Here is a 20,281-nt window from a genome sequence, read left to right as displayed (position 1 = left end):
CGACTTGTTCGACAACGGCCAATTTAAAGGATAGAGGGTAATCGCGTTGCGTGCGTTTAACGTACTGGTTCATCACATTTTCCTCATAGTACGAGTTAAATGTGTCAACGCTATTTAGGACGGGTCACGGATAAAACAAAGGGATTAAGCTTGAGGTGAAGCGGAGTGCAAATTTTATTCGGAGGGCAGGTAAGTGTGACGTCACCCGCCCTGGATTCATATTGTTACTTTAACAATCCAGCCCACTGCTCAACCCAAGGGTTAGAGACCGATTCAGGTTCGGGATGATCGTTAGCATCAATGGCTAAAACTGTGCCCACACGTTTAGCGCCCTGCTCTTGCAGTAAGGAATCAAACTGCTTCCCGCCACCACAAAAATGCTCGTAGTTGCTGTCACCTAATGCAATCAAACCGTAATGCAATTCAGGCTGGTAACCGATTTTGTCTTTGAGGGCCTGAAACAGAGGAACAATACTGTCTGGCAAATCGCCCTGGCCGGTGGTTGATGTCACAACCAGCACATATTGATCGCTATATTTTTGCCAGTCGGCAAGCTCAGGATCTTCAAATACAGTGGCTTTATGACCTTTCTTTTTTAAAATCGCTTCGGCTTCTTCTGCCACCAATAGCGAGTTTCCATACATCGTGCCTACAAAAATTCCCACTTCGGCCATCAGTTAACTCCTTGCGTTACGGCTGTATTATTCATCCTGGCCGTTGCTTGCAACAAACTCAACCTTTTCGATATCACTCAGTAATCCGCTCCAGCCAAACTGTGACATCATCTGCATCCAGGTGTCATCAAGGCTTGCCCGAAGACACAGCGGTTCACCGGTAACCGGGTGATTTAGCGAAAGCTGACTTGCGTGAAGCATTAAGCGCTCGCAGCCAAAATGTTCCGCAGCGGCACGGTTTTGACGCAGATCGCCATGTTTTGAGTCACCAATCATCGGGTGGCGCAAATGAGACATATGACGGCGTAACTGGTGTTTACGACCAGTTTTAGGTTCGAGTTCAACCAGGCTGTAGCGCGCTGTTGGGTAACGCCCAACCGGAACCGGCATTTCTACCGTCGCCAACCCTCGATAATGCGTTACCGCAGGTTGCGCCTCTTTATCCTGAGTCGCTTTTTTATCGGCGATTTTGTCCAGCTCTTCAACGAGCGGGTAATCAAGCACCGTATCATCTTCAAGCCAGCCACGCGTCACAGCGTGGTAGCGCTTCTGAATCTGGTGATTTTCAAACTGCTGAGACAATAAATGCGCGACTTCGCTGGAAAGCGCCATCAGCAATACGCCGGATGTTGGCCTGTCGAGGCGATGAACGGTGAAAACGTGCTTGCCGATTTGGTCGCGTACGGTTTGCATCACAAAAACGGTTTCGTGCCTGTCGAGCCAGCTGCGATGAACCAACCAACCTGACGGCTTGTTAACGGCCACCAGCCACTCATCCTGATAAATAATTTCCAGCATTATTTCGTGTCACTCGCAAACAGAGCATCGAGATCTTGTAGCGCTTTTAACAGCGGATCGCGCCCGACATGTGCCGCATCCAGCGCCATTTCGTAATAAGGCGCGAGGGCAAAATCAGCAGGCAGAGGGTGTTGAGCGTCAAGAAGTGCGTGCATTCGGGGAATCAGAACCCATTGCAACCATTCGTGAGGCTGCATTGTATCAAGGCAAAATGGTTGCGTGCTTTCAAAGGCTTCAGCCTCTGGTGCACAGCCCTGCCAAAGTTGATGGTCACGCAAAACTTGTTCAATGATAAGTAAATGCTGGCGTACCAGCGCGTGGCGTTCCATGAAAACCTCCGGCATCAGTCAAAAGAAGCCGGCAATCATACCACTTCTTGCTAAGGGCGAAAAAAAGCATAAAAAAAGGGAGCACTGTATAAACAGTGCTCCCGGTTCGTTTCGCAGCTAATCCGGCTACTTTTGGTGCTCCCTGCTCGTCCGTGACAACTATGTCCTGCGGTCTCCTGACCTACAATCCGTCGTACTCGCTTCCTGCTACCATCATCCTGAGGTGTTCCGGCATCATCCTGATGCAATATCCTTCGGTCTTCCAGACCCACCGAACATCCAAATTCGGCTCTCTTTCTCCATCCTGGAGGTGTCCCTTACTCTTCCTGAGTGATCCTTGCTTCGTCCTGAAGCCTTCCTTGCAACACCATCCTAGTGTGTTCCGCTTCTTCAATGAAGTGACATCATCCTGACATCTCCTTCACTTCCCGACTTCCTGTCGACGGACATAGAATCTACCATTTCGTTCATTCTGGCAAGGCACTCACAACTGAAGCTTACGATAACCTTCATTCAAAAGTAGACCGAAATAATCACAATATAATGATAAATAAAGATTTTCCCATTTATCATTCACAAAAGTCTGCATGTAAAGTTAGAGATCTCTTACAACTTGTGTAAGAGATCTCTCACAAGCCCATCAGCGATCCACGCTTAAATAACCTGTGGCTCAAGGTCGTTAAGGAAAGAAATCAGCGATGGGGCGAGTATTTTGCGCTGCTTAGTGCCAATTTTCTCCAGCACCACTTCACCGCTTAAATTGCACAGCGACACCACTTCCATTTCATCGGGTGTGGTCGCAAGGAATAGCGTTGGTGAAAGTTTCAGTCTTTTTTGCGTGACCAGATGGCCAATCAGGTTTTCCAGAACACGCTGGAAATCATCTTCGCTCCAGGCCTGTAACAAAGTTAAGGACTGGCTGCCTAAAAGTGCAGGCATGTCGCCAGCAAATTGCGTGGTGTAGAACTGATGCACCGCAGGCTGTAATGCAATGTCCATTGCTCGTTCTACCGCGCTAAGATCGTTTTCCGGTGCAAAAGGCTGCGGCTGCCAACGCACATCGTCACCCGTAGTTGTCACGATACACGGCGACGGCACACCATATAATTCTTCGCTCGCGGGCCACCCACCCATCTGCTCACGCCATGCATGACAAAAGCGATTGGTAAAATCTTCCAGTGCCTGACGTACGTCGTTATCCACCAATTTCTCACTCCCTCAAGGCTGCGGTACAATAAAGGCCAATTGTACCTGCATTCTATTGGTGACACATGTCTTATGAAAAACACCAGGCACTGAGCGGCCTGACGCTGGGCAAGCCAACCGCTTACCAGGATAAATACCAGGCATCTTTACTTCAGCCTGTACCGCGTAGTCTTAATCGCGATCCGCTTGGCTTACAGGCTGATAACCTGCCATTTAGTGGTGGCGATATCTGGACCTTGTACGAACTGTCCTGGCTAAACAGTAACGGATTGCCTCAGGTCGCAGTCGGGCATGTGCAGCTTGATGCAAACAGCGCGAACCTGGTTGAGTCTAAAAGCTTTAAGCTCTATTTAAATAGCTTCAATCAGACGCAGTTTGCCGACTGGGAAACCGTTCAGGAAACGTTAAAACGTGATTTAAGCGCCTGCGCGCAGGGCGATGTGAGCGTGGTGTTATTCCGTCTGCGTGAACTCGAAGGCCAGGAAATTGCGGCGTTCACCGGCGAGTGTATTGATGATCAAAATATCACTATTGATAACTACGAATTTAACGCCGATTACCTCAGTGGCGCCGCTGGCGACGAAATCGTAGAGGAAACACTGGTCAGCCACCTGCTGAAATCTAATTGCCTGATCACCCACCAGCCAGATTGGGGTTCCGTACAGATTCGCTATCGTGGCCCACGCATCGACCGGGAAAAGCTGCTGCGCTACCTGGTGTCGTTCCGTCATCATAATGAATTCCACGAACAGTGCGTTGAGCGCATCTTCAATGACATCCAGCATTTTTGTAACCCGGAAAGCCTGAGCGTTTACGCACGCTATACCCGTCGTGGCGGCCTGGACATTAACCCGTGGCGCACAAATACCGATTTCCACCCGGCATTTGGCCGTCTGGTTCGTCAATAAGTGCGAAACACCTCGCAGCGTGTGGAGGGATTATTGTTTTCAGGTTGTTAAATTGAACATTGCAGGGCTATTGTAATCATTGGGAGCGGCACTTTACGCTTCGTAAGGAGTTAACTTGATTACACATATTAGCCCGCTAGGCTCAATGGATATGTTGTCGCAACTGGAAGTGGACATGCTTAAGCGCACGGCCAGTAGCGACCTTTATCAACTGTTTCGCAATTGTTCACTTGCCGTACTTAACTCAGGAAGCCAGACCGATAGCAGTAAAGAGCTGTTGTCGCGTTACGAAAACTTCGATATCAACATTTTGCGCCGCGAACGTGGTGTCAAACTCGAACTGATTAACCCTCCTGAAGACGCTTTCGTCGATGGTCGTATCATCCGGGCTTTGCAAGCTAACTTGTTTGCCGTATTACGCGATATTTTATTCGTTAACGGCCAACTCTCCAGCGCAGGTCGCTTCCAGAATCTCGATCTGGAAGAACCGGCAAATATCACCAATATGGTGTTCTCTATCTTACGTAATGCCCGTGCATTGCACGTCGGCGAAGCGCCAAACCTGGTCGTATGCTGGGGCGGTCACTCAATCAACGAAAACGAATACCTCTATGCGCGTCGCGTCGGCACACAACTAGGCCTGCGTGAACTCAATATTTGTACCGGCTGTGGCCCGGGTGCGATGGAAGCACCAATGAAGGGTGCGGCTGTAGGCCACGCTCAACAACGCTACAAAGAAAGCCGCTTTATTGGTATGACCGAGCCGTCAATCATTGCCGCTGAGCCGCCAAATCCACTGGTGAATGAGCTGATTATCATGCCTGATATCGAAAAACGCCTTGAAGCGTTTGTTCGTATTGCGCATGGCATCATCATCTTCCCTGGTGGGGTAGGTACCGCGGAAGAGCTGCTTTACCTGCTCGGCATTCTGATGAATCCTCACAACCATGATCAAATATTGCCCCTGATTCTGACCGGGCCGAAAGAAAGTGCTGACTACTTCCGTGTGCTCGACGAGTTCATCGTCAACACCGTGGGTGAGCAGGCACGCCGTCATTATCAAATCATTATTGACGACCCTGCTGAAGTAGCCCGTCAGATGAAAAAGGCTATGCCGAAAGTGAAAGAGAATCGCCGTGAAAAGGGTGATGCTTATAGCTTTAACTGGTCGATTCGAATTGCGCCAGATTTGCAGATGCCGTTTGAGCCAACCCATGAAAATATGGCAAATCTCAAGTTGTATCCAGACCAACCGGCTGAACAACTGGCTGCCTCTTTGCGTAGGGCATTTTCCGGCATTGTTGCGGGTAACGTTAAAGAAGGCGGGATCCGCGCAATTGAAAAATTCGGGCCATATAAAATCCACGGTGATGCAGACATGATGAAACGCATGGATGTTCTTCTCCAGGGATTTGTCGCCCAGCACCGTATGAAATTACCAGGCAGTGCTTATATTCCTTGCTACGAAATCTGCACCTGACTCTCCTGGGCGGAGTCACTCCGCCCATCTTTTTTTCCCCGTGTTTTTCCCCTTTTACTGTTTTATTCATCTTTCTGCGTGTTACCCGTATCAGAATTTATCTCTTCATGAAAACTTATGCTTTCGTATTTTTCTTCGCTAAAAATCTTTTTTATACAGGCAATTACACTAAAAATAAGTATTGAAACCTCGTTTTATAAACCACAAAACCATTAACTTTAGGGTATAAACACTGCATAAAATATCAGCCACAGACTGAAAAACTGCAAAAAACCATACAAACAGTAGATTCTTACAATTGGGATCTTGATCACTGATGAATTGACTCCATGAATGTATCTTTCCGCCCGCTGATTATCACTGGCCAAAATTACTATAAAATAGCCTGTAAACAGCATTAAATTTCAGTAGTCAATAGCAAGTCATCGCGATTGAACCAGATTTCGAATCATATGTTCCTTTGGAGAAGTAAGTAGATGGAAACCACTCAAACCGGCAGTATTGCCTCTGTCGAGAGCAAAAGTTCATGGCGCAAGTCCGATACCATGTGGATGCTGGGGCTTTACGGCACCGCAATCGGTGCAGGCGTGTTGTTCTTGCCAATTAATGCCGGTGTAGGCGGTCTGATCCCGCTGTTCATTATGGCAATCCTCGCGTTCCCGATGACTTTCTTTGCCCATCGTGGTCTGACTCGTTTCGTGCTGTCAGGTAAAAATCCTGGCGAAGACATTACTGAAGTTGTAGAAGAGCACTTTGGTGTTGGCGCAGGTAAAGTCATCACCCTGCTCTACTTCTTTGCTATCTACCCAATTTTGCTGGTTTATAGCGTTGCTATCACCAACACTGTTGATAGCTTTATTACTCACCAGTTGGGTCTGGTTTCTCCGCCGCGCGCACTGTTATCACTGATTCTGATCGTTGGCCTGATGACTATCGTTCGTTTCGGCGAGCAGATGATCGTTAAAGCGATGAGTATTCTGGTCTTCCCATTCGTTGCCGCTCTGATGGTTCTGGCACTGTATCTGATCCCTAACTGGAGCAGCGCTGCATTCGATACCATGTCATTTAGCGCAAGCCCGGCAACCGGCAGCGGTTTATGGATGACACTGTGGCTGGCAATTCCAGTAATGGTGTTCTCCTTTAACCACTCACCAATCATCTCTGCCTTCGCTGTAGCGAAACGTAATGAGTATGGTGAAGAAGCTGAGAAAAAATGCTCCCGCATCCTGTCCTACGCACACATCATGATGGTTATTACCGTGATGTTTTTCGTATTCAGTTGCGTACTGAGCCTTTCTCCAGAGAACCTGGCAGAAGCAAAAGCACAGAACATCTCTATTCTGTCTTACCTGGCTAACCACTTTAATGCGCCAGTGATTGCGTGGATGGCACCGATTATCGCTATCGTCGCTATCACCAAATCCTTCCTCGGCCACTATTTAGGTGCTCGTGAAGGCTTCAACGGGATGGTTATCAAGTCCCTGCGCGGCAAAGGCAAGAGCATCGAAATCAGTAAATTGAACCGCATTACTGCAATCTTCATGCTGGTATCGACATGGATTGTCGCCACCCTGAACCCAAGCATTCTGGGCATGATTGAAACCCTCGGCGGCCCAATCATTGCGATGATTCTGTTCCTGATGCCGATGTATGCGATTCAGAAAGTACCAGCGATGCGCAAATATAGCGGTCATATCAGCAATGTATTTGTGGTAATTATGGGTCTAGTCGCTATTTCTGCTATCTCTTACTCTCTATACTCGCTGTTCATCTAACAGTTCTAAACCGCCAGCATCCTGCTGGCGGTTTTTTTCATTAAGTTATTCAGGCAACGGACGCAACATGATTAGCGTATTCGATATATTCAAAATCGGTATTGGCCCTTCCAGCTCCCATACCGTCGGCCCGATGAAAGCCGGTAAGCAATTCGCAGACGATTTAATCGCGCAAGGGATTTTGCAGAACGTCACGCGTGTAGTGGTTGATGTATATGGTTCACTTTCCCTCACCGGCAAAGGCCACCATACCGATATCGCCATTATCATGGGTCTCGCTGGCAACATGCCGGACACGGTCGATATCGATGCTATCCCTCACTTCATTCAGGACGTGAATACTCACGGTCGTCTGTTACTGGCTAACGGCCAGCGTGAAGTGGAATTCCCGGTCGATAGCTGTATGAACTTCCACGAAGATAATCTTTCACTGCATGAAAACGGTATGCGTATTACTGCGCTGGCGGGCAGCGAGGTTATCTATAGCCAAACTTATTACTCCATCGGCGGCGGTTTTATCGTTGATGAAGCACACTTTGGCCTCGAAGATACTCAACAGGCTGTCGTTCCATATCCCTATAAAAATGCGGCAGATTTGCAGCGTCATTGCAAAGAAAGCGGGCTTTCATTATCAGGCTTGATGATGCTGAACGAACGCGCGATGCGTCCTCAGTCTGAAATTGATGCACACTTTGCCAACGTCTGGAACGTGATGCGCAGCGGTATCGAGCGTGGTATCACCACCGAAGGCGTGTTGCCGGGCAAAATGCGTGTACCACGCCGCGCAGCAGCATTGCGCAGAATGTTGGTCAGCAGTGACAAGAACAACTCTGATCCAATGGCTGTTGTGGACTGGATTAACATGTTCGCCCTGGCGGTGAACGAAGAAAATGCTGCCGGTGGGCGTGTTGTTACGGCACCGACAAACGGCGCATGTGGCATTGTTCCAGCGGTTCTGGCCTATTACGACAAATTCATTCGCGAAGTTAATACCAACTCTTGCGCACGATACTTCCTCGCAGCCGGTGCGATTGGTTCTCTGTATAAGATGAACGCATCGATTTCTGGCGCAGAAGTCGGTTGCCAGGGTGAGGTCGGCGTTGCCTGTTCTATGGCGGCGGCAGGTCTTGCTGAACTGTTGGGTGGTAGCCCAAGCCAGGTGTGTATTGCTGCCGAAATCGGCATGGAGCATAACCTTGGTCTGACATGCGACCCGGTTGCCGGGCAAGTTCAGGTGCCATGCATTGAGCGTAATGCTATTGCGGCGGTGAAAGCTGTGAATGCGGCACGTATGGCATTACGCCGTACCAGCGAACCTCGCGTCTGCCTCGATAAGGTTATCGACACCATGTACGAAACAGGCAAAGACATGAACGCCAAATATCGAGAAACCTCGCGCGGCGGTCTGGCTATGAAAGTGTCCTGCGATTAATACCAAAAAGGCTCTCATCTGAGAGCCTTTTTTAATGGCGTTTTTATATCCAGACGGCCCTCTAAATAATTCGCGTTACAGAAAGGCGGTGAGTAAGGGAATCCCAATGAGCTTACTCTAGTAAGTGATTTGGGTGACCGAATGAAACCAACGCATCTGCAACGCGAAGTATGACGAGGGTTTAGCGCAGATCGCCGACCTTCACATGGTCCATATCATCAAACACTTGGTTCTCGCCAACCATACCCCAGATAAAGGTATACGCACGCGTACCCACACCTGAGTGAATTGACCAGCTTGGTGAGATCACAGCTTGCTCGTTCTGCATCACAATGTGACGAGTTTCTTGCGGCTGACCCATCATGTGGAATACGCAGCTATCCTGCTCAAGTCCGAAGTAGAAATAGACTTCCATACGACGTTCGTGAGTATGGCAAGGCATAGTGTTCCACAGGTTGCCTGGCTCCAGTTGGGTCAGACCCATGCTCAGTTGACAGGTTTCCAGTACATCCGGAACGAAGTACTTGTTGATGGTACGACGGTTACTGGTAACGCTGTCGCCCAGAGTAACCGGAGAAACATCCGCAGGCGTTACGCGCTTGGTTGGGTAAGTAGTATGAGCCGGTGCACAGTTATAGTAGAAGCGTGCTGGATTTGCCGGGTCAATGCTTGCAAACACCACTTCTTTAGCACCTTTACCAACATACAGACCATCACGAGCGCCAATTTCGTAGCAAGTCCCATCGACAGTAATTGTGCCCTGCCCACCAATGTTAATCACACCCAGTTCACGACGCTCCAGGAAGTAGCTCACACCTAACTGTTTGCCCACTTCACCGCCAACGCTCACAGTGCGAGTTACTGGCATGACACCACCAACGATGATGCGGTCAATGTGGCTGTAAGTCATGGTGTACTCATCGGCGGTAAAAATAGTTTCAATCAGAAACTCTTTACGCAGACCGGCAGTATCCAGTGTTTTTGCATGATCACTATGAATGCTTTGACGAATATCCATTACTTTTCCTTACTGGGAATAAGAGGCGGAAACAAAATCACGCCCGTTACTATTAATAATAATTTAGCAATTAAAATAGAGTTATTCACAAGACCTCTACATTTAACTGCACCACATAGACAGTTTATCACCAGAATAAATAAATAATGTGATCCAAATTGAAATATCGTTTCAATTTGATTGAAGTGTAGTTCCATTCGGTAGATAGTTTATCTCACGAAGCGTTGCTGGGGCACATTAGTCGTAGTGATTAGCTCAATGAGGTTAATGAAACTGCCATTAAGAGCAAAGAGCACCTCTTACCCAACATCCTAAATAATCAGGGAAAACTAACGGTTTTCACCCCTAACTGTTACGTCATTTTTTCATTAACACGCTGTAAAAAATGAAAAAATCATAAGGAATTACCATGAAGATCAAAGCTACTATTGAACGCATTCCTGGTGGGATGATGTTGGTTCCATTGATACTTGGAGCTATTTTAAATACTTTCGCTCCAGATACTGGCGCCTATTTTGGTTCATTTACTAAAGGGATGATAAGCGGCACCGTTCCAATTCTGGCGGTCTGGTTCTTCTGTATTGGTGCCTCAATTGATCTTCGTGCTACAGGTACGGTTCTTCGCAAGTCTGGCACCCTGGTACTAACCAAAATTGCAGTTGCCTGGGTTGTGGCTATGATTGCCGCTTCCTTTATTCCCGAAGGTGGTATTCAGACGGGTATGTTTGCCGGTTTGTCCGTTCTGGCCCTCGTTTCTGCGATGGACATGACCAACGGTGGCCTGTATGCGAGCCTGATGAACCAGTACGGTACTAAAGAAGAGTCAGGTGCATTCGTTCTAATGTCTCTGGAATCTGGCCCACTGATGACCATGGTGATTCTGGGATCCGCAGGTCTGGCTTCATTTGAACCTCACCACTTTATCGGTGCCGTGCTGCCATTCCTGATTGGTTTTGCGTTGGGTAACCTTGACCACGATTTCCGTGCATTCTTCAGCAAAGCAACGCCAGTACTGATTCCGTTCTTCGGCTTTGCACTAGGTAACACCATCAACCTGACCGTGATTATGCACACCGGCCTGCTAGGTGTGATGTTGGGTGTCGCGGTAATCATTATCACCGGTATTCCGTTGATTCTTGCTGATAAATACATCGGTGGCGGTAACGGTACAGCGGGTATTGCAGCATCTTCCGCAGCAGGGGCTGCAGTGGCAAACCCGGTTATCATTGCGCAAATCAACCCGGCATTTGAGCCAGTAGCCGCGTCAGCAACAGCGCTGGTTGCAGCAAGCGTGATTGTGACGGCAATTCTGGTGCCAATTATTACCGCACTGTATTCAAGGCGTATGGGCGGCAAAGTCGCTAAAAAGAGCGAAACTGATGATGTGGTTGAGCTTTCACATTAATAGTTAAAACACTAAATATAAAAATGGAGCCTTTCGGCTCCATTTTTTTATCTTACAGCGCAGATTTAAGTCGCTGAACTGCCTCATAAAGCTGCTCTTCAGTGGCTGTTGCGTAAGAGAAACGTAGCGTTTTCTTATCAGCATTATCACTAAAGAAGAACTCACCCGGTACATACACGACACCTTTTTCCAGGGTCTGCTGTAACCAACGAGTGGTGTCAAATTCGTAACGGAAAGCGGCCCACAAGAACATCCCACCCTGCGGCTGATTGAAGGTGATGTGCTCACCGAGTTCCTGTTGTAAAAACGTCGACAAGCTCAGACACTTTTTCTTATACGCTTCACGAATAAGCTCGATTTGCGGATTCAGGCGATCAAGTGTCAGATACGCCGAAACCAGTGATTGTGTAAATGAGTTAGCATGCAAATCCGTGGCTTGCTTAATGATGGCCACTTTTTGCTTCATCCACTCTGGCAAAACAATCCAACCTACGCGCAGCCCTGGTGCCAGAATCTTAGAAAATGTTGAGGTATACACCACGTTATCTCTGCTACCGCGTTCAGTTGCCACTTCCAGCAAGGTTTTTTCACGTGTGTCTGAGAAACTAATCGCCCCGTACGGATCATCTTCAACAATGACAAAATGGTGCTCTTCTGCCAGTTTGACCAGTTTTTCACGGCGGCTGGCACTGAGTGTTGTGCCGCTTGGGTTACCAAATGTCGGAACGATGTAGACACCTTTAATGCGTGTTGTCTTCAGCAACTCTTCCAGCTCATCGACGATCATACCGTGCTCGTCGCTGCCCACTGATTTCACATTGGCTTCATTGAGGCTGAGGATTTGCAGCGTCGCCAGGTAAGTTGGGCGCTCAACAACAAACACATCTCCCGGATTCACCAGCGCACGCATCAGCAAATCCAATGCTTGCTGCGAACCAGAAGTGATCAGAAGTTGATCCGGAGTAGTGGTAATGCCGCGTTCCTGGCACAATCCAACTAGCTGATGACGTAATTCAACATTGCCTTCGGTCAAACCATATTGGAAAGCATCGTTAAAATTCTCAGCGACCACTTTTTGAGTCGCGACACCCAGCCCTTCGGTATCAAACAATTCGCTGGAAGGAATGCCTCCGGCGAGCGAAATCACGCCAGGCATTTTGCTGTGCTTCAATAATTCTCTGATTGCTGACGGTTGTAGAGCCTGAATACGATGTGCGAGTTGTGAACTATTACTCATGTTGTTGTCTCTGGTTTTTCTATTTATTTAAAATATACATAGCAACCTAACTAGTTAGCAATGCATTTTCAGATCACTAAATACGACTTTTATTGCGAGCCGCTTTCCTGATTGCGCTTCCCGAATTCGCGGTCACTCTACAGAAATGTTAGTGTGTACAAAGCAAATGTCGAAAGCGAAATATCCATGATGATTCATTTACTTATCGTTGACGCCCTGAACCTGATACGTCGTATTCATGCGGTCCAGGGATCACCCTGCGTTGAAACTTGTCTGCATGCCCTTGATGCGCTGATAACACACAGTCAGCCTACGCATGCTGTCGCCGTGTTTGACGACGAAGACCGCCGTGAAGGTTGGCGACATCAGGTCTTGCCAGACTATAAAGCGGGGCGCGCGCCAATGCCAGATACCTTGCACCAGGAAATGCCACTCTTGCGTGAAGCCTTCGCTAAAAGAGGTGTAGCTTGTTGGCATTCCCATGGAAATGAAGCAGATGACCTGGCAGCAACGCTTGCAGTAAAAGTAGCAGCCGGTGGGCATCGCGCCACCATCGTTTCGACCGATAAAGGCTTTTGCCAACTGTTAGCTCCCACTATTCAAATCCGTGATTATTTTCAAAAGCGTTGGTTAGATGCGCCTTTTATTGCACAGGAATATGGCGTTCAGCCTGAACAGCTGGCTGATTTTTGGGGACTTGCAGGGATAAGCAGCAGCAAAATTTCCGGCGTTCCGGGTATTGGACCGAAAAGTGCCACGCTGTTAATCAATCAATTTTCCACACTGGAAGCGCTGTACGAAAGGCTGGATGAAGTGCCAGAAAAATGGCGCAAGAAGTTAGAACAGCATCGGGAAATAGCGTTGATTAGCCGTAAGGTTGCACAGCTACAGACGGATTTGGTGCTAGATGGGAATTTGCAGCAGTTACGCTTGCCGGGTGGAACACCCTCACCATTGCCCTCTCCATGAAGAGAGGGTTGGGATGAGGGGCGAATTATTATCTTTCGTCGCGACGACCACCGACAGCCGCCCACATACGGCGCACGTGTACGGTCACTTCTTCACGGTCGTGATACAACTGGCGAGCCTGAATCTCAGCGCTGATACCATGTTCTGCCAGTTTTTCATGAATCAATGCCAGGTTTTGCGACACTTCTTCATAGCGCTTCTTCATTGGCAGCTTGAGGTTGAAAATGGTTTCACGGCACCAGCCATTAATTAACCACGTAGCCATCAGATTCGCCACTTTCGCCGGTTTCTCAACCATGTCACAGACCATCCAGGAGATGTTGTTGCGGCTTGGCTTATATTTGAAACCATCTTCCTGCAACCAGGTCACCTGTCCTGTATCCATCAGGCTCTGCGCCATTGGGCCGTTGTCGACTGAACAAACCCACATGTTGCGCTGCGTTAACTGGTAAGTCCAACCGCCTGGACAGGCACCCAAGTCAACGGCATGCATCCCGTTTGCCAGACGCTCATCCCACTCGTCAGCCGGAATGAAAGTATGGAAAGCTTCTTCCAGTTTCAAGGTTGAACGGCTTGGCGCCTCAGAAGGCAATTTCAGACGTTGGATGCCCATATAGAAAGGCGAGTTATTGTTGCTATAGGAATAGCCGGTATAACAACAGCCTGGCGCGATAAAGAACACATGCACAACCGGGCGTTTTGGCGTTTCGTAATTGGTAAGAATACCTGCTTCACGCAGGCTAGCACGTAATGGAACCGTCAACTTGCGGCAGAACTTCATCAGTTCTTTGCTTTCATTGGTGTCGGCAACTTCAACGCGCAGATCGCCGCCTTTTTCCACGACACCTGTCAGCATTCCAGTGATTGGCGTAATACGATCTTCAGTTGGAAGATCTTTAAGCAGCTCACCGGCAACAATCATCTGACGAGCAAAGATCAAATCTTTAAATGGCAGCTCACGCGCCAGCTTATCGGCGTCATCTTGCTGATAACATTCGTAAATAACATAACCGCTGTTTTCTTTAACACGAGCAAAACCAAAAATGTCGCGTTGACTGGCTTTATCGGTAATCTCTGCCGCACACTCTTTCTCAAAGCCTTGTCGGCAATACAAAATAACTTTATTCATGGCTTACGCCCCTACGTTTCAGGCGCATTGCACCAATCAACATCAATATCCAACCGGCCAGAAAACTGATTCCACCGACGGGGGTAACAAACGCCCAAAGGCGTAAATGAGACAGCGCCAGACAATAAAGGCTGCCGCTAAATAGAACTGTACCGAGCGCCATAAATACGCTGCTCCAGTAAAACCAAATACTGATCCGGCGCTGCATAGCAACTGCCAGACCAAAAATCGCTAATGTGTGAAAAGCCTGATATTCAAGGCCGGTTTGAATCCAGCCCATCTCCACAACACCAAGCGTTTTGCTCAAAACGTGAGCCCCGAAGGCCCCGAGAGCAACAAAGATAAAACCGCTAATTGCGGTAAAAATCAGCATGAAACGGCTGGTCATGGTGTAACCCTAAAGTAAGGCGTAGCGGCGTGGCTACGCGATGGTTTGCTCATTGATCGTAGCGAAAACGGAATTTTTCTTGTTCGCTCGCTGTTTTCGCCAGAATCCACTGCCTGAAGGCCGCTATTTTACCCAGTTCTGCCTGGCTGTCATGACAAACAAGATAAAACGCGTTTTTACTCACCAGAACATCATTGAATGGGCAAACTAAGCGGCCCGCTTCAAGCTCCGATTGCGCCATAACATTATTCGCCAGGGCAATGCCTTGCCCGTGAATAGCAGCCTGTAGCACCATCGCACTGTGACTGAAGATGGGGCCTTGCTGCACATTAATATGGCTTACGCCTAATTGACGAGTATAGGTCTGCCAGTCACGACGAGAAGCATCATGCAGCAAAGTATGATGGGCTAAATCTTCCGGGGTTTTGATTGGTTTATCGCCCGTTAACAGCAAAGGCGAGCAGACCGGCAGCAAATATTCTGCATAAAGCTTTTCCACTCGCAAACCCGGCCAGTTTCCACGCCCGTAAAAAATCGCGACGTCGACATCATCAGAAAGTTTATCTTCCTGACGGTCAACAGCCTGAATTCGTACGTCGATTCCCGGATAAGCTGTATTAAAGCTAGTTAGGCGTGGCACAAGCCAGTGAATGGCAAAACTTGGCAGTAAACTGACCGTTAGCGCACCTTTAGCGCTTCGCGCCTGAAGCTTACGCGTTGCTTCTGTCAGTTGCGAAAATATCTCTTTGATGTCCAGATAATAACTCTGCCCCTCTTCTGTCAGCAACAAAGAGCGGTTGCGACGGCGGAACAGCTTAAGGCCCAGAAAATCCTCCAGAGACTTAATCTGGTGGCTCACGGCGGCCTGTGTCACGAATAATTCATCGGCCGCTTTAGTAAAACTCAGGTGACGAGCAGCGGCGTCAAATACACGTAAGGCATTTAAAGGTGGCAAACGCTTGGACATAGTTGATTGGCTTAAATGTTAAAGTCTATTAACAAACAGGCGAACTTAGTTAACCTATTAGTTTTTTTTATCTGAGCCATTATAAATTGTCCGTTGAGGATGCACCAGCAAATACCTATAGTGGCGTCACTTCCTGAGCCGGAACGAAAAGTTATCTGAAATGCGTGTTTCGGAGGGCTTTTGGCTTACGGTTGTGATGTTGTGTTGTTGTGTTTGCAATTGGTCTGGCATTCCAGACCCCGGTAGCTAAGCTACCCCTTTTTCACTTCCTGTACATTTACCCTGTCTGTCCATAGTGATTAATGTAGCACCGCAAATTGCGGTGCTTTTTTTTGCCTGTCGTTTGAACAACTGCAGTTTGAGCAAAAAGATTACTGATCCAGTTCAACCATCTCTTTCACATCAGTACGGTTAATCTGCTGCTTGTTGCCGTTGGCATCTTTATACGAAATCATCCCGGTTTCATCATCAGTTTTCGGTTTGCCATCGGACACAATGGTACGGCCATCGTTTGTGTGCATTACGTAATTCGGGCTAGAACATCCTGAAAGACCAAAAGCCATAACACCTACAAATACTGCTGCGGCTGCCTTGTTCATATTCTTCTCCTTAGTAGCGTTTAATGCTGATTAACTCTAAAAAATTTAGTGGGTGAAATACTCACCTAACATTAATTAGCATAACCCTCTTTCGCGAGCTTGCCAGTTTATGCAGATTATTCCGAAGGTCATTGATCCCTTGTGTGATTAAAGCAAATGCGCCACGATCTACGGATTGGATACGAGGAAAATCATGAAAACTTTTAATCCTGCCCAGTTTCGCAGCCAGTTTCCGGCACTGGCAGATGCGGGCATCTATCTCGATAGCGCCGCAACCACTCTTAAACCTCTCGCCGTTATTGAAGCGACTGAACAGTTTTATAGCCTAAGCGCCGGTAATGTTCATCGCAGCCAATTTGCGGCGGCACAGCGCCTTACAGAACGCTATGAAGCCGCCCGTGACAGCGTCGCGACTCTCCTCAACGCTGCTTCAGGCAAAGATATTGTCTGGACTCGTGGCACCACCGAAGCGATAAACCTGGTAGCACAGTGTTATGCACGCCCTCGCCTGCAACCTGGTGATGAAATTATTGTTAGCGAAGCAGAACACCACGCTAACTTTGTGCCGTGGCTGATGGTTGCCGAGCAAACGGACGCGAAAGTCATTAAGTTGCCGCTTGGCAAAGATTACCTTGCCGACTTAAGCAAACTGCCAGAATTACTCAATGAGCGAACTAAAATTCTGGCATTAGGCCAGATGTCGAATGTGACGGGCGGCTGCCCGGATCTGGTTAAAGCCATAACTGCGGCTCATGCCGCAGGCGCGGTTGTAATGGTTGATGGCGCGCAAGGCGTGGTGCACTGCCCGCCTGACGTACAAGCGCTGGATATCGATTTCTATGCCTTCTCCGCCCATAAGCTTTATGGCCCAACCGGCATCGGTGCGCTATACGGTAAAAACGAGCTGTTAGAAGAAATGTCGCCATGGCTTGGCGGCGGCAAGATGATTACGCACGTCTCGTTTGAAGGGTTTAAAACGCAACCCGTGCCGTATCGCTTTGAAGCAGGTACGCCAAACGTCGCAGGTGTGATTGGCCTGAGCGCCGCTCTTGAGTGGCTGGAAAGCGTTGATTTGCAGGAGGCTGAAGCATATAGCCGTGGGCTTGCAACACTCGCTGAAGCGCAGCTGGCTACGCGCCCTGGTTTTCGCAGTTTCCGCTGCCAGGATTCAAGCTTGCTGGCGTTCGATTTCGCGGGCGTTCACCACAACGATATGGTCACGCTGCTGGCAGAATTTGGTATTTCGCTGCGTGCCGGTCAACATTGTGCACAGCCGCTACTCGCCGCATTAGGGGTGAGCGGGACACTGCGCGCCTCTTTTGCGCCATATAATACGCAAAGCGATGTGGATGCGCTGGTCAAAGCCATCGACAATGCCCTGGAAATTTTGGTGGATTAAATGACAAGTGGATTCCTGGCAGGTCACCCTTTTGGCACCTCAATCACCGCTGACAACCTACGAGCCACATTTGCTCCATTGCAGCAGTGGGAAGATAAATACCGCCAGCTAATCCTGCTAGGGAAACAGCTTCCAGCACTCCCGGCTGATTTAAAGTGCGAAAATATCGAGATCGCTGGCTGCGAAAACCGCGTCTGGTTGGGTCACAACCTTCAGGCAAATGGCACTCTGCATTTCTATGGTGACAGCGAAGGGCGAATTGTTCGAGGTTTGCTGGCGGTGTTACTCACCGCCATTGAAGGGAAAACGGCTGAACAATTGCTGAATGAAGATCCGCTTGCTCTGTTTGATGATCTTGGCCTGCGCAACCAGTTAAGTGCTTCACGCAGCAGCGGGCTTGCGTCATTAGCGCAAGCCGTGCGCGTTGTGGCTCAGGCCTGATTACGCGCCGCTTTTGCCATCATTTTCTTTAATACATGGGACACCGCCACGAAACCAAAGCTGGCGGTGACCATGGTTGCCGCACCAAAACCGGATGCACAATCCATACGTTTAGGGCCATCAGCGGTACTTTTCATAGCGCAGACGGAACCATCAGCCTGCGGGTAAACCAGCGCTTCGGTGGAAAACACGCAATCAATTCCGAGCTTTCCTTTGCTGTTCTTCACCACGCCAAAATCGCTTTTTAATCTTTCACGCAGTTTTGCCGCCAATGGATCCTGAATCGTTTTCGCCAGATCTGTTACCTGGATCTGCGTTGGATCGATTTGCCCACCAGCCCCACCAGTAGTCACCAACGGGATCTTGTAACGACGACAATAAGCTATCAAGGCGGCTTTTGGGCGCACACTATCAATAGCATCAATCACATAGCTAAAGCCCTGGCTGAGCAATTGCTCGGTATTTTCGGCAGTAATAAAGTCATCCACCACTGTCACACGGCATTCCGGGTTAATTTCTCGGATACGAGCAGCCATCACTTCTGCCTTAGACTGCCCTACCGTAGCTCGCAAAGCGTGAATCTGACGGTTAGTGTTCGTCACACAAACATCGTCCATGTCGATAAGCGTAATTGCACCGATACCGGTACGAGCCAGTGCTTCTGCAGCCCATGAGCCCACGCCGCCAATGCCAATCACACAAACATGTGCATCAGCGAACAATTGCAGTGCATCACGGCCATACAAACGAGCAGTACCACCAAAGCGTTGCAGCCAGGCATCGGTCAAAACTACAGACATTACGTTATCCTCGGAAATATTAGCCATTAAATACCGTGCCACTGGTCCCCGGCGCATTTTTCAACACCCAAACGCGACCATAGTGGTTGTACCAACCCGCACGGTGACCGGCATCAGCCCCAATCCCCTGGTAGATATCAAAGTGCTGCCCTTTAATCGCACCGCCAACATCCAGCGCAACCATTACGCGCAATTCATATTGCCCGCTGAATTTGCCGTTGTTATCCAGTAACGGGACTTCTGCCAGAATAGTGGTGCCCGCAGGAATAATAGAACGGTCAGATGCAACAGAGGCGCGGCCAATTAACGGCACGGCACTCGCCCCTTTCACTGGCGCGAAGCTGGCAGGTTTGAAGAAGACGAATGATGGGTTCTGCTCAAGCAGCTCTTGTACTTGCGCCGGGCTGTGGGTTTCTCCCCAATGGCGAATCGCCTGCATCGACATATCTTCTTTCTTTACTTCACCACGGTCGATAAGCACCTTGCCGATACTGCGGTAGGCATGGCCGTTCTTACCTGAATAGCCAAAGAAGGTTAATGGCTGGCCGTCACCAAAATCGATATAGCCGCTGCCCTGCACATCCATAATGAAGTTATCCATTAAGGAGTTGCTGTAAGCAATGATATAGCTGTCGCTCAGGGCACCACTGTAGATCTCAGCACGGGACGGTAAGCGCCCACGCTTTGGAGGCATACGGTAGATAGGATACTGGAACTCGCCCTGGCGGGTATAACGCGCTTGCACCACTGGCGTGTAGTAACCAGTGAATTGCACGTTACCGTAGTTGTCTGCACCTTCCATCTGCCAGGCATCAATACCGTACTGGCTCAGCTTGCTGGTGTCGCCTCCGGCGCGTAGCCACTGCTGCACGGCACCGTAAACATCGCTCTTACTATTATAGAGGCGCGGAGACGCAGAACGGATCTGGTTAACTTGTTCAGCAAAGTCGCCACCGTTAATCGGTGCACCCACCGCATCGGGGCGGTTTACGAGTGAAAAAGGCTGAGAAAACTTCCCGTCCTTATATTGCTGGCCTTTATCTGTCGGTTTTGAGGAACAGCCCGCCAGAATGGCAACCATGACCCCAGTTACAATGTACTTCGTCCAACGTCCTATCATTACTTCCTCGCCCTGATTATATTTCGCGCCTGGCCCGGGATACTTCAAATATGCAGCCACGGGAAGATAGCAAACACCAGGCAAGAATTAAACGTGTTGGACCCCACACAGACCAGATGTGTTCACTATCTGTACTTAAAGTAAATTATTATCAGCTACATGTGACAAATCGGGCATTTATTAAAAAAAAGGTTGCATCAAAAGCCG

The 20,281-nt window shown here is 48.8% G+C and carries 20 protein-coding genes; 8 read left to right on the top strand and 12 right to left on the bottom strand.

Annotated elements, in window-relative coordinates; all coding sequences use genetic code 11:
* Positions 1 to 224: 224 nt before the first annotated feature.
* The 4 genes from GC128_RS04535 to syd form a co-directional block, all read right to left on the bottom strand.
* Positions 225 to 674, bottom strand: a complete 450-nt coding sequence (locus GC128_RS04535; RefSeq protein WP_151993279.1) for a flavodoxin — start codon at positions 672 to 674, stop codon at positions 225 to 227.
* 27 nt (positions 675 to 701) lie between these two features.
* Positions 702 to 1,472 carry a tRNA pseudouridine(65) synthase TruC gene (truC, locus tag GC128_RS04530; protein ID WP_151993278.1) on the bottom strand — a complete coding sequence of 257 codons (771 nt, stop codon included), beginning with the start codon at positions 1,470 to 1,472 and terminating at the stop codon, positions 702 to 704.
* On the bottom strand, positions 1,472 to 1,801 hold the full coding sequence (locus GC128_RS04525) for a YqcC family protein (protein WP_151993277.1): 330 nt from the start codon (positions 1,799 to 1,801) through the stop codon (positions 1,472 to 1,474). Before GC128_RS04525 ends, truC begins: the two co-directional genes overlap by 1 nt.
* 654 nt (positions 1,802 to 2,455) lie before the next feature.
* Positions 2,456 to 3,004, bottom strand: coding sequence for a SecY-interacting protein (gene syd / locus GC128_RS04520; protein WP_151993276.1), 549 nt, complete (start codon positions 3,002 to 3,004; stop codon positions 2,456 to 2,458).
* 68 nt (positions 3,005 to 3,072) lie between these two features.
* On the opposite strand from syd, the gene queF reads away from it, so the two are divergent.
* The 4 genes from queF to GC128_RS04500 all read left to right on the top strand — a co-directional run bounded on the left by queF (position 3,073) and on the right by GC128_RS04500 (position 8,602).
* Positions 3,073 to 3,915 (top strand): NADPH-dependent 7-cyano-7-deazaguanine reductase QueF, encoded by an 843-nt coding sequence (queF, locus tag GC128_RS04515; protein ID WP_151993275.1) that lies wholly within the window; start codon positions 3,073 to 3,075, stop codon positions 3,913 to 3,915.
* Positions 3,916 to 4,030: 115 nt separating this feature from the next.
* The gene (ppnN, locus tag GC128_RS04510) at positions 4,031 to 5,395 is read left to right on the top strand and encodes a nucleotide 5'-monophosphate nucleosidase PpnN (protein ID WP_151993274.1); all 1,365 of its coding nucleotides are present in this window, start codon (positions 4,031 to 4,033) and stop codon (positions 5,393 to 5,395) included.
* Positions 5,396 to 5,871: 476 nt separating this feature from the next.
* Positions 5,872 to 7,170, top strand: coding sequence for an HAAAP family serine/threonine permease (locus GC128_RS04505; protein ID WP_134184453.1), 1,299 nt, complete (start codon positions 5,872 to 5,874; stop codon positions 7,168 to 7,170).
* Positions 7,171 to 7,237: 67 nt separating this feature from the next.
* Entirely contained in the window at positions 7,238 to 8,602 is a 1,365-nt protein-coding gene (locus GC128_RS04500) for an L-serine ammonia-lyase (protein ID WP_151993273.1), read from the top strand.
* A 181-nt stretch (positions 8,603 to 8,783) separates the two neighbouring features.
* On the opposite strand, the gene kduI is transcribed toward GC128_RS04500, so the two are convergent.
* Positions 8,784 to 9,620 carry a 5-dehydro-4-deoxy-D-glucuronate isomerase gene (kduI, locus tag GC128_RS04495; protein WP_151993272.1) on the bottom strand — a complete coding sequence of 279 codons (837 nt, stop codon included), beginning with the start codon at positions 9,618 to 9,620 and terminating at the stop codon, positions 8,784 to 8,786.
* 409 nt (positions 9,621 to 10,029) lie between these two features.
* On the opposite strand from kduI, the gene kdgT reads away from it, so the two are divergent.
* Complete coding sequence (gene kdgT / locus GC128_RS04490) at positions 10,030 to 11,025, top strand: 2-keto-3-deoxygluconate transporter (RefSeq protein WP_151993271.1); 996 nt, start codon at positions 10,030 to 10,032, stop codon at positions 11,023 to 11,025.
* A gap of 52 nt (positions 11,026 to 11,077) precedes the next feature.
* Here kdgT and GC128_RS04485 read toward each other — a convergent pair whose 3' ends face one another.
* Positions 11,078 to 12,262, bottom strand: coding sequence for an aminotransferase-like domain-containing protein (locus GC128_RS04485; RefSeq protein ID WP_151993270.1), 1,185 nt, complete (start codon positions 12,260 to 12,262; stop codon positions 11,078 to 11,080).
* Positions 12,263 to 12,448: 186 nt separating this feature from the next.
* Between GC128_RS04485 and xni the strand changes: the two genes are divergently transcribed.
* Positions 12,449 to 13,231 carry a flap endonuclease Xni gene (gene xni / locus GC128_RS04480; protein WP_151993289.1) on the top strand — a complete coding sequence of 261 codons (783 nt, stop codon included), beginning with the start codon at positions 12,449 to 12,451 and terminating at the stop codon, positions 13,229 to 13,231.
* 28 nt (positions 13,232 to 13,259) lie between these two features.
* On the opposite strand, the gene rlmM is transcribed toward xni, so the two are convergent.
* From rlmM to GC128_RS04460, 4 genes are all read right to left on the bottom strand, one after another.
* Entirely contained in the window at positions 13,260 to 14,360 is a 1,101-nt protein-coding gene (gene rlmM / locus GC128_RS04475) for a 23S rRNA (cytidine(2498)-2'-O)-methyltransferase RlmM (protein ID WP_151993269.1), read from the bottom strand.
* Positions 14,353 to 14,748 (bottom strand): DUF423 domain-containing protein, encoded by a 396-nt coding sequence (locus GC128_RS04470; RefSeq protein ID WP_151993268.1) that lies wholly within the window; start codon positions 14,746 to 14,748, stop codon positions 14,353 to 14,355. The genes rlmM and GC128_RS04470 overlap by 8 nt, the downstream gene beginning before the upstream one ends.
* Before the next feature lie 49 nt (positions 14,749 to 14,797).
* Positions 14,798 to 15,715, bottom strand: a complete 918-nt coding sequence (gcvA, locus tag GC128_RS04465; RefSeq protein ID WP_034457527.1) for a glycine cleavage system transcriptional regulator GcvA — start codon at positions 15,713 to 15,715, stop codon at positions 14,798 to 14,800.
* 371 nt (positions 15,716 to 16,086) lie between these two features.
* A complete protein-coding gene (locus GC128_RS04460; RefSeq protein ID WP_034457528.1) occupies positions 16,087 to 16,314 on the bottom strand; it encodes a YgdI/YgdR family lipoprotein in 228 nt (75 codons plus the stop codon).
* Positions 16,315 to 16,507: 193 nt separating this feature from the next.
* Between GC128_RS04460 and csdA the strand changes: the two genes are divergently transcribed.
* A complete protein-coding gene (gene csdA, locus GC128_RS04455; RefSeq protein WP_151993267.1) occupies positions 16,508 to 17,713 on the top strand; it encodes a cysteine desulfurase CsdA in 1,206 nt (401 codons plus the stop codon).
* A complete protein-coding gene (gene csdE, locus GC128_RS04450) occupies positions 17,714 to 18,154 on the top strand; it encodes a cysteine desulfurase sulfur acceptor subunit CsdE (protein ID WP_151993266.1) in 441 nt (146 codons plus the stop codon).
* On the opposite strand, the gene tcdA is transcribed toward csdE, so the two are convergent.
* Together tcdA and mltA are read right to left on the bottom strand one after the other, a co-directional pair.
* The gene (gene tcdA / locus GC128_RS04445; protein ID WP_151993265.1) at positions 18,145 to 18,954 is read right to left on the bottom strand and encodes a tRNA cyclic N6-threonylcarbamoyladenosine(37) synthase TcdA; all 810 of its coding nucleotides are present in this window, start codon (positions 18,952 to 18,954) and stop codon (positions 18,145 to 18,147) included. The two genes, csdE and tcdA, sit on opposite strands and share 10 nt — an antisense overlap.
* Before the next feature lie 19 nt (positions 18,955 to 18,973).
* Positions 18,974 to 20,074, bottom strand: coding sequence for a murein transglycosylase A (gene mltA / locus GC128_RS04440; RefSeq protein ID WP_151993264.1), 1,101 nt, complete (start codon positions 20,072 to 20,074; stop codon positions 18,974 to 18,976).
* Between the last annotated feature and the right edge of the window lie 207 nt (positions 20,075 to 20,281).

Source organism: Buttiauxella massiliensis (assembly GCF_902500225.1).
Classification (GTDB): Bacteria; Pseudomonadota; Gammaproteobacteria; order Enterobacterales; family Enterobacteriaceae; genus Buttiauxella; species Buttiauxella massiliensis.
The sequence above is the reverse complement of the archived record's forward strand: the minus strand, read 5'-3'. Positions and strand labels throughout refer to the sequence as shown.